Source organism: Streptococcus sp. 1004_SSPC, from assembly GCF_001069025.1.
Taxonomy (GTDB): Bacteria; Bacillota; Bacilli; order Lactobacillales; family Streptococcaceae; genus Streptococcus; species Streptococcus vestibularis.
In genome coordinates, this window is the sequence record NZ_JWGQ01000035.1 from 1 (window position 1) to 16,104 (window position 16,104).

Sequence of the window (16,104 nt, forward strand, 5' to 3'; positions counted from 1 at the left end):
TGGCTGGTATTATGGGCTTATAGCCCTTGGTCAAACCACCCGTTAGACGGGTGGTTATGATTTTTTTAAACTTTTTACGAATAGGTTTATGAGGAGGTCCTTATGATAACAGAATTTGCTAAGGAAATAATCAAAAATGCTGATAGTTGTGGGGCTCAAGACATCTATGTCATTCCACGTCAGGATAATTATGAGCTCTATATGCGAGTTGGGCAAGAGAGGAGATTGATTGATGTATATCGGCCTGATTTCATGGCTAGTCTTATTGGTCACTTTAAATTTGTGGCGGGAATGATGGTAGGTGAGAAGCGTAGGAGTCAATTGGGCTCTTGTGACTATGATTGTGGTGACGGTCACTTGGTTTCTCTGCGTTTATCAACTGTTGGAGACTATCGAGGTTTGGAGAGCTTGGTTATTCGTGTTCTTCATTCTGAACGAAGAGAGCTAACTTACTGGAATCAAGGAATTCAGCCTATTAAGGATGCATTGGATTATCGAGGACTGTATCTCTTTGCGGGTCCCGTAGGTTCTGGGAAGACCACACTTATGCATGAATTGGTTCAGGAGCGTTTTAAGGGACAGCAGGTGATTTCTATTGAAGATCCTGTGGAAATTAAACAGGATAATGTCTTGCAACTCCAGGTAAATCAGGCAATTGACATGACCTATGATAATTTGATTAAGCTATCACTACGTCACCGCCCGGATGTTTTGATTATTGGAGAAATTCGAGATAAGGAGACTGCTCGAGCGGTTATTAGAGCTAGTCTGACAGGAGTGACTGTTCTTTCAACTATTCACGCAAAGAGTGTGGCAGGTGTTTATGAGCGTCTTCTGGACCTCGGTGTAGATAAGTCTGAGTTGGATAATGCTCTTCAAGGGATTGCCTATATGCGTTTGATTAAGGGAGGAGGTGTGATTGATTTTGCCTGTGAAAATTTCCAAAGCCATTCGTCAGCCAGCTGGAACCAGCAGTTGGAAGGCTTGGTTAAACAAGGATATCTCACTGAAGGGGATATCCAAGGGGAAAAAATTAAAGATTAATCAGCAAGTCAAGGTTATCCAGCTCTTCAAACAACTTCTAAAGGCCGGTTTTACCCTAACCGAAATCGTAGCCTTTTTGGAGCGAAGTCACTTGTTGAAAGAATCGTCATTATCTCTTATGAAAGCAAGCTTAATGCGAGGCGACAGGCTAGACAAGATGTTTGCGTCAGTGGGTTTTTCGGACAATATTGTTACTCAGATTGCCCTTGCTGATAAGCATGGTAATCTTCTAGGAAGTTTAACCAAGATAGAAGCCTACATGCTTCGTATGACCAAGGTTCGTAAGAAACTCATGGAGGTAGCGACCTACCCTATCCTACTTCTGGGTTTCCTGATTCTGATTATGTTGGGGCTTAAAAATTATCTTTTACCTCAATTGTTAGAGGGGGATGGTAAGGAGAATTGGGCTGTACAGTTGGTTCAGATTTTTCCCCAGCTCTTTTTTGTGACTTTGTGCGGACTTCTTGTATTAAGCTTAATTCTCTATCTATGGGTCAAACGCCAGCCAGCCCTTGTCTTTTATCGACGAATGGCAAAAATCCCTTTTATAGGCCAAACTATCAGGCTATATACGACCGCCTATTATGCTAGGGAATGGGGAAATCTCTTAGGACAAGGGATTGACCTGTTAGACTTGGTTTCTCTTATGCAAGAGCAAAAGTCTAAGCTCTTTCGTGAGCTGGGGGCTGATTTAGAAGAGGCCTTGATGCTAGGACAGAGTTTTCCTGATCGTATTGCTAGTCACCCTTTTTTCACTAAGGAACTATCCTTGATTATTGCTTATGGAGAGGCTAATGCTAGGTTGGGCTATGAGTTAGAAGTCTATGCTGAAGAGGTTTGGCAGGCTTTCTTTAACCGTCTTAATAAGGCAACAACCTTTGTGCAACCTCTCATTTTTGTTATTGTTGCTGTCGTGATTGTAATGATCTATGCAGCCATGCTATTACCAATGTATCAAAATATGGAAGGAATGATGTCATGAAAATGATGTTAAAAAAATTGAATGCCGTTAAACTACGAGCTTTTACACTGATTGAAATGTTGGTCGTGCTTCTCATTATCAGTATTCTCCTTTTGCTCTTTGTACCTAACTTGAGCAAGCAGAAGGATTCTGTTAAAGAGACTGGAAATGCGGCTGTGGTCAAGGTCGTGGATTCTCAAGCAGAACTTTATGAAATGAAGAATAACAAGACAGCTAGCTTAGCCGCTCTTGTTTCAGAAGGTCAAATCACGCAAAAACAGGCAGATTCATACAATGATTATTATGCGAAACATGGTGGCGAAAGCCGCTCAGTGGCCAATTAGAGCCTTTACCTTGTTGGAGAGTCTGGTGACTCTAGCAGTGGTTGCCTTTCTCACTCTGAGTTTGTCAGGCTCAGTCACAGGTATTTTTCAGCAGGTTGAGACTAATCTTTTTTATCTGCGCTTTGAGTACCTATACCGAGATAGTCAGCGATTGGCAGCGGCGAAAGGGGCCAATGTTGAATTGCAGTTGACCAAGGATAAAATCAGTAACGGAAAATCCAGTCTGGTGATTCCTAAAAATATTCATCTGGATAAGGGGCAGACGCTAGTGTTTAATGCCAAAGGAGGCAACTCGAGCCTCACCAAGATTCGTTTTTCAAGTGATAAGGAGGTGGTGACCTATCAGCTTAACATGGGCAGCGGTAAATATAAAAAGACGGTCTCTTAGAGGCTATATTCTTATCGAAAGCCTGATAGCAATGGCTGTTTTAGTACTCGTCAGTGGTCTTATCTTGGATCAGATCAATACCAATCGTAGGCTAATGGCTAGGAATCTCCACCAACAGGAGGTCTTGAGTGTGGCTACCATGGCAGTTCAGACCAAACAGGATCAGTTGACCTTGAATGGTATCACAGTGACAGTAAAACGTAGCAAGCAAGGCATCACAGTTTATGAATCAGGAAAGGAAATTACTCATGTCTCTAAATAGTAAGGTTCGCGCCTTTACCCTTTTGGAATGTCTGGTAGCCTTACTGGTTATAGCTGGTTCTGTCCAAGTATATCAGGGCTTAACCACCGTTCTGGTGGGCAATGTCAAACAGGTAAGACAACAAGAAAATCAAGATTGGCTTCTGTTTGTCCAACAAATGGAGGCAGAATTAGAAGGTTGTCAGTTGGTAAAGGTAGAGGGGAACAAACTCTATGTCAAGCAGGATAATCAAGACCTGGCTTTTGGACTTTCAAGTGCTACTGATTTTCGAAAAACAAATGCTGACGGTCGAGGCTATCAACCAATGCTTTTCGATGTCAAATCTAGTACGGTAAGTCAAAAGAACCAGATAGTTACTATTCAAGTGACTCTTAAAAATGGACTACAGAGGAGTTTTATTTATGCTTTTGAAAAAACAGGTTAGGGGAGGCGTTCTCCTCTACGCTCTTTTTATGGCTGGCATTTTCACACTCCTTCTTCATGTTTATCTGGAACGGGTGGTTGCTAGCTCTAGACAAAACCAAGCACAAATAGTGACCAGTCAAAGTCGTCTCATGGCAGAGATGACCATGGATTTGGTGGATAAGGAAGCAGGTGCTTTTAGTTTTTCTCAGGGTACCACGGCTTACGAGGTTAAGGATAAATAAGTGATTGTCCGAGTTGTCAGTAAAGGCCAAATTAAGACCTATCGTTATGTGAAGAAACAGGAGCAGAAATAGAAATTCTCTTTCCTTTTTGATATGATAGAAGGACGGAGGAAATCATGAATTTTGAAGCAATTGAGACAGCCTTTGAGCTGTTGTTAGAAAATGTCCAAACCATTGAAAATGATCTTGGAACCCATGCTTACGATGCGCTTATTGAGCAAAATTCCTATTATTTGGGGGCTGAGATAGCTAATGAAGTCATCATCAAAAACAACGAGAAATTACGTGCTCTTGATCTAAGTAAAGAGGAGTGGCGTCGTGCTTTTCAGTTCTTGTTTATCAAGCTAGGGCAATTGGAAGCCTTACAGGCCAATCACCAGTTTACACCTGATGCTATTGGATTTATCATCCTCTACCTACTCGAAGGTTTGACCAAGGACGACCAATTAGATGTTTTGGAGATTGGTTCGGGGACAGGAAACTTGGCTGAAACTCTTCTAAATAATAGTCAGAAAACCCTTAATTATATGGGAATGGAAGTTGACGATCTCCTTATCGATTTGTCAGCTAGTATTGCTGATGTGGTGAATTCGAGTGCAGTTTACATCCAAGAAGATGCTGTTCGACCACACATTCTCAAAGAGAGTGATGCTATTATCAGTGACCTACCTGTTGGTTACTACCCTAATGATGAGATTGCGAGTCGTTTCAAGGTTGTAGCAACTGGTGAACACACCTATGCCCATCACCTTCTCATGGAGCAATCACTCAAGTACTTGAAGAAAGATGGTATTGCTATTCTTTTGGCACCAACTAATCTTTTGACAAGCCCACAAAGTGACTTGCTTAAGAAATGGCTATCAGGATATGCTGATATTATTGCCGTTATCACTCTTCCAGAAGCAGCTTTTGGCAATAAACATAACATGAAGTCTATCTTTGTGCTTAAAAAACAAACTGAAAATGCTCCTGAGACCTTTGTTTATCCACTTAGTGATTTGCAAAATCCAGAGGTCCTCAAAGATTTTACAGAGAATTTCCAAAAATGGAAATCAGATAATTCCATTTTCTAGCAAAACATGTTAGAATAGGACTATATTATTGAAAGCGTTTTACAAAGAGGTGGCTTATGACAAAAACAATAGCAATTAATGCAGGAAGCTCAAGCTTGAAATGGCAACTATATGAGATGCCAGATGAAGTTGTTCTTGCTAAGGGTTTGATTGAACGTATCGGCTTGAAAGATTCTGTTTCAACAGTAAAATTTGATGACCGTTCAGAATCGCAAACCCTAGATATTGCTGACCATGTTCAGGCAGTAAAAATCTTGCTTGATGATTTGATTCGTTTTGATATTATCAAGAGTTATGATGAAATTACAGGTGTTGGTCACCGTGTGGTTGCTGGTGGAGAATATTTCAAAGAATCAAGCTTGGTGGATGAAGATGCCTTGGCTAAGATTGAAGAATTGTCAGCCTTAGCACCTTTGCACAATCCAGGTGCAGCTTCAGGGATTCGGGCCTTTAAGGAGCTCCTCCCAGATATTACGAGTGTTGCTGTTTTTGATACAGCCTTCCATACGTCTATGCCGGAAGTGGCCTACCGTTATCCAGTGCCTAATCGTTACTATACAGACTACCAAGTCCGTAAGTATGGAGCACACGGAACTAGCCACCAATATGTTTCTCAAGAAGCAGCTAAGTTGTTAGGTAAGCCAATTGAAGAAACTAAGATTATCACAGCCCATGTGGGAAATGGTGTTTCAATTACTGCCGTTGATGGTGGTAAATCAGTAGACACGTCAATGGGGTTGACACCACTTGGTGGCGTTATGATGGGAACACGTACTGGGGATCTTGACCCTGCGATTATTCCATTTGTTATCGACCGTGAGCCTGAAATGGCAGATGCTGAGCGTATCCGTCACGTCTTTAATAAGGAATCAGGTCTCCTTGGTATTTCTGAAAAATCAAGTGATATGCGTGATATCATTGCTGGTAAGAATGCTGGCGATGAAAAATGTGTGTTAGCCTATAATCTTTATGTGGATCGTTTGCGTAAATACATTGCTCAATACTTCGGTGTGTTGAACGGAGCGGATGCTATCGTCTTTACAGCAGGTATTGGTGAAAACTCTGCAGAAGTTCGTGCTTCAGTCTTGGATGGTCTCACTTGGTTTGGTATTGAAGTGGATCCTGAAAAGAATGTCTTTGGACATGTAGGCGACATTACAACAGCAGAGTCAGCTGTTAAAGTATTTGTTATCCCAACAGATGAAGAGTTGGTGATTGCGCGTGATGTTGAGCGCCTTAAAACTAAATAAGTTATCAAAAATTAGATAAGACCAGAAAAGTTGGCTGAGCAATTGGCCAGCTTTTTTGAATGCTCTAAAAGAATCATTCGCCTATGTCCATATATGTGTAATTCAATAAGTAAAGAAAACTTTACAAAAAATGTAAAATAGACTTTACAAAATATGTAAAGTGAACTATACTATTAATGTAAAGTTAACTTAACAAATAAAAGTAAGGAGTTTAACGATTTGAGAATAAACTATAAGGTTGAGGTATCATATGGAAACAAAAATTCAGGAACTTCGCAAGGCTAATAAGATTAGTCAGGCAGAGTTAGCAGATGAAATGGGGGTCACCAGGCAGACCATCATTTCACTCGAAAAAGGTCGCTATAATGCGTCCTTGGAGCTGGCTTTTAAAATTGCTAGGTATTTTGGAAAGACTATTGAAGAAGTCTTTATTTTTGAGGAAGATTAAGGAGTATCAAGATATGTTATTGAAGACGTTAGGAAAGAAAAAAGCAGAATCAGAGTATAAAAGATACATAGCCCGAGTATCATGTTCTTTCTTTTCTTTGGGTATTTTGGGATTATTTATTGTTTGCTCTAATAGTCTTAGTGATTATGCACTAGGATTAGTAGTGGGGGTTACCATTGGGAGTTATGCTCTGTCGATTTATTATTTTGCAGCGCTTAGTCATCCTAAACGCCTTCACCAGATGTATATTGCCGCCTACGATGAGCGAAATAAACAGATTTTGCAGGTGACAGCGGTCGCAACTCTGATTCTAGAATTTTTGCTTATCTTTGCTTTGATTGCCCTATATGCCTTTGTCAGTATTCAGTTGCCATATGTTACAGTCTTATCTGTCTTGCTCTATGGCTTAGTTGTAGGATTTGTCTTTATTCGTCTCATCCTATCTAAAATCGGATGAGATTCCTTAATTATCCCTCTATTTTCATAGTGGCTTGTCAAAACAGTAGATTTGTATTATAATAAAGGTACAAAATAACAATAAAAAGAGGTAGCTTCTTATGAACAAAGAGTCCATTTTAAAACGCTTTCTTTATTTCTTACTGGCTTTCCTAATTTTGTGTATTGAACAAGCTCCGACCATATTTGTTCGTGTTAAAGACGTGAGGGCAGTGAGTCTCCTAATTTTGGTTATGCTACTCATTAGTACAGGAGCTCTTTTCTTAGGAAAACGCATGGGGCTTCTTGAGGGGTTCAAGACACTTTCTTCCTTAAAGGCATGGGGTATGATTGGCTTGACCTACCTAGGTATTTACATTGTTACTAGGGTAGGTGGGATGGTCATGCAAATGGAGGGTGTTAGTAATAGCGCCAATCAGGCAGCCATAGAAAATGCCCATATGAATCCCTTTGTTCTCATAACAGTTACGGTGATTATGGCACCGATTGTGGAAGAGTTGATTTTTAGAGGGCTCCTCATGGGGCGTGTCTTTAATCCAGATTCTATTGTTGGGTTGACTCTAAGTAGTTTACTCTTTGGCCTTGTTCATATGCCTAATAGTATCGGTGTCTGGATTATATATGCAGGTATGGGGTTTACCCTTGGGGTAGTATATCGTAAGTGTCAAAAGTTAGAGTACTGTATCATAGCCCATATGATTAACAATAGTATTGTGGTTTCAATGATGTTACTTTTACAATTTTTAGCACCATATATCAAATAAAGCTCGGAATTTTCCGAGCTTTTTACTATAATTTTTTGGCTTTGGCAATGGTTGTATCAATACTTGAAGCCACACTATGGGTAAGGCCTGTACGCTCAAGGTCCATGAGACCGGCGATAGTAGTGCCACCAGGGCTACATACCTTGTCAATAAGATCATGTGGACTGTCGCTACCTAGACTGAGATTTTCAGCAGTGGCTAGAACTGTCTGTGTGGCAATGGTCAGAGCAATTTGCTTACTTAGGCCATTTTTGACGCCAGCCTTAGCCAGAGCCTCGATAAAGAGGGCGATATAGGCCGGACTAGAGCCAGCTAGAGCAGTAAAGGTATCGAAGTCCTTCTCAGCCAATTCAACAGTAGTTCCAAAACTATCTGTGATTTCTTTGGCAATTGCCAAAAGGTCCTCAGATACCTTATCATTGGTACAAAGACCGGTAGTGCTCTTAAGAATCTGAGCATTAAGGTTCGGCATGATACGAATAAGAGGTAGGTCTGCACTTGTGAGTGAAGCGAGGCGTTCCAAGGTTACTCCAGCAGCCATACTCATGATAGGTTGATGGAATTTGAGGCCAGTTAGTACCTTATCAAACATTTGAGGTTTGATGCCAAGAATGACTAAGTCAGCATTATCCAACAATTCTTGATGGGAAGTAGCAGCTTCAACCTCTAGTTCCTCTGCAATCTGGCGTGAACGAGCCAAGGAAGACCCTGAAATAATGATACGATGTGAGCTTGTATTTAGGCCGTTGATAATAGCTGTTGCCATTTTTCCGACACCGATAAAACCTATAATCATGGGTTACTCCTTATCTTAATAGTTTTTAATCAAATCTACTGTTGAGCGATTCAACTTCTTAACAATAGCTTGTAAGAAAGCCTGTGCTTCTAGGAAGTCATCCATCGCATAAAGGGTTTGGTGCGAGTGAATGTAGCGGGCACAAACACCGATAGTTGTTGATGGAACACCAGCATTCTTCAAGTGAGCGGCACCAGCATCTGTTCCGCCCGCAGCACAGTAGTATTGGTATTTGATACCAGCTTCTTCAGCTGTAGTCAAAAGGAAATCTTTCATATTTGGCAACATGATGTGACCTGGGTCGAAGAAACGAATAAGGGTACCATCACCTACCTTACCTTGATTACCATAAATATCACCTGCAGGAGAACAGTCCACTGCAAAGAAAACTTCAGGATCAAATTTAGTGGTAGAAACATGGGCACCACGTAAACCAACTTCTTCTTGAACATTGGCACCAGCAATTAGAGTATTATTGAGTTCTTGATCTTTAACGTTTTCCAAGAGTTCGCGAATCATGAGAACACCATAACGGTTATCCCAAGCTTTAGAAATGACATTCTTTTGATTGGCTGTGAGGATCGTTTCTGATTCAGGAATGATGACATCACCTGGAAAAACACCGTAGGCATTAGCCTCTTCTTGGTTGGAAAAACCAGCATCAAAGACGATATCAGAAACACTAGGAAGACTTGGAGCCCCACCGCTGGCACGTAAGAAATGAGGTGGTACCGAACCTGAGATGACAGGATAGATACGGCCATCACGAGTGTGTAGGGTGAAGCGTTGTGAGCTGACAACCAGTGGGTTCCAACCACCAAGTTCGACGACACGGAAAGTTCCGTCTGCCTTGATTTCTTTAATCATAAACCCAACTTCGTCCATGTGGGCAGCCACAAGCACCTTAGGGGTATTTTCTGCCCGGCTATGCTTGATACCGAAAATACCACCGAGACCATCTATTTGGACCTCATCTACAAGTGGGGTGATATTGTTGCGAAGGTAGTCGCGTACAGGAGCTTCAAAGCCTGAAGTAGCACTGAGCTCGGTTACTTCTTTAATTTTGTCAAATAGGGTAGTCATAAAATCCTCCTTGAGTAGTACTTGCTACTATTTTAGCACGATTCTTAAGAGATAGGTAGCCTCTCCCCATTCCTCTAAAATTATGGTAAAATGTTTCTTATGAAACGTAAAACATTGGCCTTGTTTGCTGGAGGCGTAGGAGCTTTAGGTCTCTTGGCAATGACAGAGAAGTATAGACAGTCACGCGTAGAAATGAAGAAAGCTGCATTAATCCAAGATATTAGACAAGAATTATCTCACTTGGGGACTATCGCAGTCCTTTATACAAATCCCACTGATAAGGAAAATCCAGGGCTTACAGGAGGTATCGTCTTAGAGGATGGACGTGCCTATAGCTTTGTTTATGCAGAGGATATCTTGACCTATGAGGAGGAGCAGGCATGATTATTCCTAAGAATCTTGAAGAACTGGCAAGCTATGTCGAAAGTGATCAAAAGGTGGTTTTCTTTTTCACTGCCGATTGGTGTCCAGACTGTCAGTTCATCTATCCCGTTATGCCTGAAATCGAAGCCCTCCATCCAGATATGACCTTTGTGCGTGTTAATCGTGATGATTATATGGCTTTGGCACAAACTTGGAATATTTTTGGTATCCCAAGTTTTGTTGTGACTCAGAAAGGTCGGGAATTAGGACGCTTGGTCAATAAAGCTCGTAAAACTAAAGAAGAAATCACTGCCTTTTTGGCAACAGTATAAGGAGAACCCATGATTTTTGCATACAATAAGGAACAAGTTGGCGACGTTTTGTTGGTTATTTTGGAAGATACTAAAGACGTCAAACGTAGCGTAGAACGTAAAGGTAAAGTGGCGCGTGTCACAGCTGATGAAACAGGCAAGACTCTTGCTTGGAATATTTTTGAAGCGTCAAGCCTCATTGATATCAAAGGTAATGGTCAAGTTTTCTTGTCAGACCAAGATGTAGCTGTTTTGAACGAGGAATTGGCTAAAGAGGGCTTTGAAGAGCGTTTGGAAAACACACAAGGACCAGTCTTTGTGGTTGGACAAATTGATGAAATGGTTCCACATCCAGACAGTGACCACCTTAACATCTGCCAAGTGAACATTGGTGATAAGAAGGTCCAAATCGTTGCAGGAGCACCAAACGCAGCGCTTGGTCTTAAAACTATCGTAGCTCTTCCCGGTGCTATGATGCCTAGCGGTGCCCTTATCTTCCCAGGAAAACTTCGTGGTGAAGATAGTTATGGTATGATGTGTGCCCCACGTGAGTTGGCACTTCCAAATGCCCCACAAAAACGTGGTATTATTGAACTTGATGATTCAGCAGTAGTCGGTGAGACTTTTGATCCAGCCAAACACTGGAAAGGGTAAATAAGACAAGAAGCGGTAAGTAAGCCGCTTTTTTGTTTGTCATAAAGAAAGTTTATAGCTAATTATAAAAAAGAAAGATTATGCAAGTTGTAATATTTTTCTTAAAATGTAATCAATATTTACTTTAGGAGGTACTTATGCTTACAACTATTCTTTCTGGTGGGCTCATTGGTCTGATATTTGGATTCATTTTGCAACGAACTCGTTTCTGATTGACTGGTGGTTTACGAGACATGTATATTGCTCGTAATAATACCTTATTTTACGCTTTCCTTATTGCAATCACAGTAGAAAGTATAGGAGTGCTTTCCCTGATTAAATTAGGTATTATTGGAAACCCTTATGAAGAATTTTCTGTGTTAGGAGCAATTGTGGGTTCCTATCTATTTGGTATTGGAATTGTTCTCGCTGGGGGATGTGCCACAGGAACGTGGTATCGTGCAGGTGAAGGGCTCCTAGGTAGTTGGGTTGCACTATTCTTTTATATGATAAGTGCAGCAGCTATGAAATCAGGATTTCTTGTTCCTTTGAATCAATTAATAGCCAAGCGATGGGTAATTAATGATGATTTAGCTGGTCAATTAGGAATTCCGGTTTGGTATTTTCTTGTTTTATTAGTAGCCATAACAAGTTTTGTCGTCATTCGAGAGTTACGTAAGCCCAGACGTCAGATTGCTACGCTTCCATCAAAATATAAGGGAGTGAGACACTATCTTTTTGAGAAAACTTACCATAAATATTTTGCAGGACTTCTAATAGGTCTTGTTGCTTTAATTGCTTGGCCTGCTAGTCAGTTGACAGGTCGTGTTGGAGGGCTAGGTATTACAACTCCCTCAGCACATCTAATTAGTTATATTATTACAGGTGATAGTAAACAGCTTGGTTGGGGTGTTTTTCTTGTATTGGGGATTTTTCTTGGTTCCTTTCTTGCTGCAAAGGGGTCTCGAGAGTTTCGTTGGCGCTTGCCAGACTTGTCAACCATCGGTAAGAGCACACTAGGGGGTATTTTTATGGGAATCGGTGCTTCATGGGCTGGTGGCTGTACGATTGGTAATGGTTTAACAGCTACAGCAATTTTTTCTAGTAAGGGATGGATTGCTTTGCCAGTGACTATTTTAGGTGTTTGGACGGCTTCCTATATTATCTTTGTAAAACCAAATAAAAATTAAGAGGAGAATATCATATGACTTTGGTAAAACTTGAAACTGGTGGACTGGTATGCCCATTTCCATTGATTGATGCGAAGAAAAAAATGGCTGAATTAGCTGTTGGAGATGAGTTGTTGATTGCTTTCGATTGTACGCAAGCAACGGAAAGTATTCCAAACTGGGCTGCAGATAATGATTATCCTGTAACTCGCTTTGACCGAATTGGTCCTGCTTCTTGGGAAATTGTGGTTCAAAAACGTTGAGTTAGCTAAGCTAGTCGAGAATATTTAAAGATCAATTTTTGTAATGAAAATATTTTATGGAGTACTATTTCTAGAAAAATAATATTCTTCAAGTAGTAGAGGGATTCGAGTATTAGAGAGGATCCTCTCGAAAAAATTTGTAAAACTATTTAAAATAAACCACTTTTTTACTCCCTCTTACGAATAGATAGGTGGAGGTAAAAAATGTATAACAAAGTAATTTTAATTGGACGTTTGACAGCAACACCTGAAATAGTTAAGACTGCTAGCGATAGGTCTTTTACACGTGTCACAGTTGCGGTTAATCGTCGCTATAAGACGCAAAATGGTGAGCGTGAGGCTGACTTTATCACAGTAGTGGTTTGGGGCCGTTTAGCTGAGACCTTGGCATCTTATGCTAGCAAGGGAAGTTTAATTTCTCTTGATGGTGAGATTCGCACTCGTAAGTATGATAAGGATGGTCAAACTCATTACGTTACTGAAGTGCTTTGTTCCTCTTTCCAACTTCTGGAGAGTCGTGCTCAGCGTGCTGTTAGGGAAAATAATCCTGACAATGACTTGGCTGATCTGATTTTAGAAGAAGAACTTCCCTTTTAGTTTATCCTTTGTACTAGCTATTTAAGTCTTCTATCTTTGAAGCAATCACTCCAAAAAAATCATTATCTTGTTCCATACCTTGTTTTAAAGAATTGTTGGAGACGAAATATTAAACACTCGTTAGACTAATAAATAGTAAAATTAGATAAGTCTTAGGATGATAGGTGTTTAAAAGTATAGATAGAGTAGAGAAATTTATTCGAAAAACCTTTAAATGCAGTTATAACATGTTTTTGCTGTTTGGTGGATTAGCCAAAATAGTAGACACAATTAACAATTCTCTTTTTTAAATTAAATGATAGAGGTTTCGTGATAAACTATAGTAGGCATTACTTGTTTGGAAGGAAAGTGTGAAGTATCACAACTATAACACTATCCTTGTAATTGTTTGAGACAGTTGCATTTTTGTTTATTGTTGTGAGGCCATAGGCTGATTCAAAGATTTCACAGACAATTGACTATGACACACTCTGACTGACATATAAATTAGGATGTTAAGCGGTCGTTGACTTTTCGTCTAGCCTTGGGGGAACAACATTAGTGTGATTCCTAAGACTCACCAAACTAATGTGTTTGAAGCTAGGATGATTCGTCTTAGCTTTTTTTGTGCCTTTTGGAAAGGGAATGTTTTTCTTATGCTATAATAGAGGGACTAAGCGAGACGGTATCTCGTTAATCTTGGAACAGGAGTAAGACAAATGCTTGACTATAGCCAAGAAGAGAAAGAGTTCTTTATGTCTGAGGCTCTTAAGGAGGCCCAAAAATCTCTAGATAAAGCAGAAATTCCAATTGGTTGTGTTATTGTTAAGGATAGAGAAATCGTTGGTCGTGGGCATAATGCGCGTGAGGAGCTTAACCAAGCTATTATGCATGCGGAGGTCATGGCCATTCAGGAGGCCAATAGGACAGTGGGCAACTGGCGTTTGTTAGACTGCACCCTTTTTGTGACTATTGAACCCTGTGTCATGTGTAGTGGCGCCATTGGCCTAGCTCGTATTCCTAAAGTTATCTATGGAGCATGCAATCAAAAATTTGGTGGTGCAGGTAGCCTTTATGATATCCTAAGAGATGAGCGTCTCAATCATCGCGTAGAAGTAGAGACTGGTGTCATGGAGGAAGAGTGTGCTAAGATTATGCAAGACTTTTTCCGCCAGAGCCGTGAACGCAAAAAAGAAGCCAAACGATTGGCTAAATTAGAAGTTGTGCAAGATATGTAAAGACAAAATGCAAGCCAAAAGAGCTTGCATTTTTCAATGGGAGATTAGAGGGAGTTTTGTTTTATTGAAGGCTCTTTAAGTCACTCTTCCCTAGTCTTATGTTTTTCTTGTTCTCTTGTCAAAAGAAAAATAGGCATGAAGAGGATAAGTGTACCAAAAGCGGATTTCAAATTAGTGTCAATAATTGGTGTTCCTAATCGTACATGAAAGATGAGGTTGATTAGGAGTATGAGAAATAGGCTACTGATAATTCCAGCTAAGCGATTTTTACGAGTAAATAGTTGTTCATTTTAGGTGATTGATTAGCAGTAATATCATTTGTTTGATTTTTTGTAAACTTCATAAGTTATCATCCTCAAAATCTTTGAGATGTCAGTTGAAGTTAAGTTCTTTTATTAGTGTGCGTGATTGTAGAAAGATTTACCCGCAGCATAGCTTAGATCATAAGTCGGTTTTGAGCCAACAATTCCTACTGAAATAGCAGCCCAAGGAACAGTACCACCTGATACGATTTCGAGTTCTTGAGTAGTCATTTTCTTACGGTTGTTGTTTTAGTCATTGTTCTTATTGTCCTCTCTTCTTATCGAGCAGTGTCCATGTAGCCGTTGTAGGCACCAATAGATACAAGCGTTCCAATAGGTCCTGAAGCAAGACAGAGACCTCCAACGGCAAGATTTGTTTTCATCCCCCTCCTGTTACTGTAGCTAAATCAGCTGTGTTCATTTCTTTGTTAACCATTGTCATTCTTCTTTTTTATTCCTGGTTAGTTTTATAATCTCTTAGTCCCCTAACCACGTGCTAAGAGATACCCTAAGTATGACTTCTCCTTTCAATAAAGTCAGTTATATCACTGGCTTTTGGTACTTTCCTCAAGCTATGGATTTATTATAAGGTGAAGAGAAATAAAAAAGCAGTGACATTTATGTCACTATGGCATTGCTAGGGTTTGTCAACGTTTATACTGATGAAAGAAAATAATGAGCTTCGATAAGGGATAAGCCTATCTAGTCTTGTCTTGAGTTCCCTACTTGCAATCACTCCAATTTATGGTATAATACTTTTCGGAGCAACATCTGTGCGTGAAGCGGGTCAGGGGAGGAATCCAGCAGCCCTAAGCGATTTCAGGTGTGTGCTCTTTTTTTGTGTTAAGGAGGATCTATGGCCAAATTTAGTGTTTTTAAAAATCAAGAGAGTCTTTTTGCCTGTCCAATCTGTCAGGCACCAATGCATTTGGATTTGTCTAGCTTGGTTTGTCAGAATAGGCATACCTTTAATATTGCCAAGCAGGGCTTTGTCAATTTTTTGAGACAGACTAAGGGAGATAAGCACTATGATATGGCTTCTTTTGAAAAGAGGAGCCAGATTTTAGCAGCAGGCTATTATGATCCTATCCTGGAGGTGATTTCAGAGCGCTTGCGTGATCTTCCTAAACATTCGCATGTTCTAGATGTTGCCTGTGGTGAGGGCTACTATAGCCGTCAGTTGGCTCAAGAGTTTGACAAGGATTTCATGGCCTTTGACTTGTCTAAGGATTCTATCCTTCTTGCGGCACGTCAAAATCCTCAGAAAAATGTAGCTTGGTTTGTTGGTGATTTGGCTCAATTGCCCTTACGTGAACACGGTATCGATGTCATTTTAGATATCTTTTCACCAGCTAATTATCAAGAATTTGGAAGACTTTTGTCTGATCAGGGCTTGATTTTTAAGGTTATTCCTCACGAAGATCATCTTAAAGAGTTTCGCCAACTGTTACCGGAGGTGCAAGCTTATTCTAACCAGGATGTTTTGGAACATTTCCAGGAGTCCTGTGAGCTTTTGGAGCGTGTGACGATTGCTAAGACTTGGTCTATGCCATCAGAGCATGTTCAAACATTTGCTGAGATGACACCTCTTTTCTTCCATGCCAATAAGGATACTTTGGGCTTGACTTCAGTGACGCAATTAACCGTTGCGGGAGAGCTGTTGATGGGTCGTATTAGAGATGATAAGCAATCCTAACAGTCGTTGGGATTTTTTTGATGGGAAAATATCTCAG

Annotated in this window: 21 protein-coding genes, 1 other RNA gene and 3 pseudogenes; 21 read left to right on the plus strand and 4 right to left on the minus strand. The window is 40.4% G+C overall.

Annotated features, from left to right (window positions below; genetic code table 11):
- Positions 1-102: 102 nt before the first annotated feature.
- From comGA to ADF62_RS02650, 12 genes and pseudogenes are all read left to right on the plus strand, one after another.
- On the plus strand, positions 103-1,044 hold the full coding sequence (gene comGA / locus ADF62_RS02595) for a competence type IV pilus ATPase ComGA (RefSeq protein ID WP_048788011.1): 942 nt from the start codon (positions 103-105) through the stop codon (positions 1,042-1,044).
- Entirely contained in the window at positions 926-2,026 is a 1,101-nt protein-coding gene (gene comGB / locus ADF62_RS02600; protein ID WP_152901311.1) for a competence type IV pilus assembly protein ComGB, read from the plus strand. Before comGA ends, comGB begins: the two co-directional genes overlap by 119 nt.
- On the plus strand, positions 2,023-2,349 hold the full coding sequence (gene comGC / locus ADF62_RS02605; protein WP_002885815.1) for a competence type IV pilus major pilin ComGC: 327 nt from the start codon (positions 2,023-2,025) through the stop codon (positions 2,347-2,349). Before comGB ends, comGC begins: the two co-directional genes overlap by 4 nt.
- Entirely contained in the window at positions 2,309-2,737 is a 429-nt protein-coding gene (gene comGD / locus ADF62_RS02610) for a competence type IV pilus minor pilin ComGD (protein ID WP_253665936.1), read from the plus strand. Before comGC ends, comGD begins: the two co-directional genes overlap by 41 nt.
- Before the next feature lie 31 nt (positions 2,738-2,768).
- Complete coding sequence (comGE, locus tag ADF62_RS02615) at positions 2,769-2,999, plus strand: competence type IV pilus minor pilin ComGE (RefSeq protein ID WP_003095891.1); 231 nt, start codon at positions 2,769-2,771, stop codon at positions 2,997-2,999.
- Complete coding sequence (gene comGF, locus ADF62_RS02620; RefSeq protein ID WP_003091908.1) at positions 2,986-3,423, plus strand: competence type IV pilus minor pilin ComGF; 438 nt, start codon at positions 2,986-2,988, stop codon at positions 3,421-3,423. The genes comGE and comGF overlap by 14 nt, the downstream gene beginning before the upstream one ends.
- Positions 3,401-3,718 (plus strand): annotated as a pseudogene (gene comGG / locus ADF62_RS02625) (competence type IV pilus minor pilin ComGG). Before comGF ends, comGG begins: the two are co-directional and overlap by 23 nt.
- 44 nt (positions 3,719-3,762) lie before the next feature.
- Entirely contained in the window at positions 3,763-4,719 is a 957-nt protein-coding gene (locus tag ADF62_RS02630) for a class I SAM-dependent methyltransferase (RefSeq protein ID WP_048788013.1), read from the plus strand.
- Between the two features lie 56 nt (positions 4,720-4,775).
- On the plus strand, positions 4,776-5,969 hold the full coding sequence (locus ADF62_RS02635) for an acetate kinase (protein WP_003095894.1): 1,194 nt from the start codon (positions 4,776-4,778) through the stop codon (positions 5,967-5,969).
- A 250-nt stretch (positions 5,970-6,219) separates the two neighbouring features.
- Positions 6,220-6,417 (plus strand): helix-turn-helix transcriptional regulator, encoded by a 198-nt coding sequence (locus ADF62_RS02640; RefSeq protein WP_002885716.1) that lies wholly within the window; start codon positions 6,220-6,222, stop codon positions 6,415-6,417.
- 13 nt (positions 6,418-6,430) lie between these two features.
- Positions 6,431-6,874 carry a hypothetical protein gene (locus ADF62_RS02645; RefSeq protein WP_003091904.1) on the plus strand — a complete coding sequence of 148 codons (444 nt, stop codon included), beginning with the start codon at positions 6,431-6,433 and terminating at the stop codon, positions 6,872-6,874.
- Between the two features lie 100 nt (positions 6,875-6,974).
- On the plus strand, positions 6,975-7,637 hold the full coding sequence (locus ADF62_RS02650) for a CPBP family intramembrane glutamic endopeptidase (protein WP_003092028.1): 663 nt from the start codon (positions 6,975-6,977) through the stop codon (positions 7,635-7,637).
- 25 nt (positions 7,638-7,662) lie between these two features.
- Here ADF62_RS02650 and proC read toward each other — a convergent pair whose 3' ends face one another.
- Both proC and pepA read right to left on the minus strand, forming a co-directional pair.
- Positions 7,663-8,433, minus strand: a complete 771-nt coding sequence (gene proC / locus ADF62_RS02655) for a pyrroline-5-carboxylate reductase (protein ID WP_003091869.1) — start codon at positions 8,431-8,433, stop codon at positions 7,663-7,665.
- A 15-nt stretch (positions 8,434-8,448) separates the two neighbouring features.
- Positions 8,449-9,516 carry a glutamyl aminopeptidase gene (pepA, locus tag ADF62_RS02660; protein ID WP_048788014.1) on the minus strand — a complete coding sequence of 356 codons (1,068 nt, stop codon included), beginning with the start codon at positions 9,514-9,516 and terminating at the stop codon, positions 8,449-8,451.
- Between the two features lie 99 nt (positions 9,517-9,615).
- On the opposite strand from pepA, the gene ADF62_RS02665 reads away from it, so the two are divergent.
- From ADF62_RS02665 to tadA, 7 genes and pseudogenes are all read left to right on the plus strand, one after another.
- Positions 9,616-9,900 (plus strand): DUF4651 domain-containing protein, encoded by a 285-nt coding sequence (locus ADF62_RS02665; RefSeq protein ID WP_048788022.1) that lies wholly within the window; start codon positions 9,616-9,618, stop codon positions 9,898-9,900.
- Positions 9,897-10,211, plus strand: a complete 315-nt coding sequence (locus ADF62_RS02670; protein ID WP_003092006.1) for a thioredoxin family protein — start codon at positions 9,897-9,899, stop codon at positions 10,209-10,211. Before ADF62_RS02665 ends, ADF62_RS02670 begins: the two co-directional genes overlap by 4 nt.
- 9 nt (positions 10,212-10,220) lie before the next feature.
- On the plus strand, positions 10,221-10,844 hold the full coding sequence (ytpR, locus tag ADF62_RS02675; RefSeq protein WP_048788015.1) for a YtpR family tRNA-binding protein: 624 nt from the start codon (positions 10,221-10,223) through the stop codon (positions 10,842-10,844).
- 137 nt (positions 10,845-10,981) lie between these two features.
- Positions 10,982-12,013, plus strand: a pseudogene (locus ADF62_RS02680) (YeeE/YedE family protein).
- Between the two features lie 14 nt (positions 12,014-12,027).
- Positions 12,028-12,255, plus strand: a complete 228-nt coding sequence (locus tag ADF62_RS02685; RefSeq protein ID WP_048788016.1) for a sulfurtransferase TusA family protein — start codon at positions 12,028-12,030, stop codon at positions 12,253-12,255.
- Between the two features lie 204 nt (positions 12,256-12,459).
- Complete coding sequence (locus tag ADF62_RS02690) at positions 12,460-12,852, plus strand: single-stranded DNA-binding protein (RefSeq protein ID WP_003092010.1); 393 nt, start codon at positions 12,460-12,462, stop codon at positions 12,850-12,852.
- Between the two features lie 698 nt (positions 12,853-13,550).
- A complete protein-coding gene (tadA, locus tag ADF62_RS02695; protein WP_003091914.1) occupies positions 13,551-14,069 on the plus strand; it encodes a tRNA adenosine(34) deaminase TadA in 519 nt (172 codons plus the stop codon).
- 80 nt (positions 14,070-14,149) lie between these two features.
- Here tadA and ADF62_RS11750 read toward each other — a convergent pair.
- Both ADF62_RS11750 and ADF62_RS02700 read right to left on the minus strand, forming a co-directional pair.
- Positions 14,150-14,412: pseudogene (locus ADF62_RS11750) on the minus strand (hypothetical protein).
- Positions 14,413-14,464: 52 nt separating this feature from the next.
- Positions 14,465-14,602 carry a class IIb bacteriocin, lactobin A/cerein 7B family gene (locus ADF62_RS02700; RefSeq protein WP_048788017.1) on the minus strand — a complete coding sequence of 46 codons (138 nt, stop codon included), beginning with the start codon at positions 14,600-14,602 and terminating at the stop codon, positions 14,465-14,467.
- Between the two features lie 525 nt (positions 14,603-15,127).
- Here ADF62_RS02700 and ffs point away from each other — a divergent pair.
- Both ffs and ADF62_RS02710 read left to right on the plus strand, forming a co-directional pair.
- An RNA gene (ffs, locus tag ADF62_RS09930) (signal recognition particle sRNA small type) lies at positions 15,128-15,213 on the plus strand.
- A gap of 14 nt (positions 15,214-15,227) precedes the next feature.
- Entirely contained in the window at positions 15,228-16,067 is an 840-nt protein-coding gene (locus tag ADF62_RS02710) for a methyltransferase domain-containing protein (RefSeq protein ID WP_048788018.1), read from the plus strand.
- Positions 16,068-16,104 lie beyond the last annotated feature (37 nt).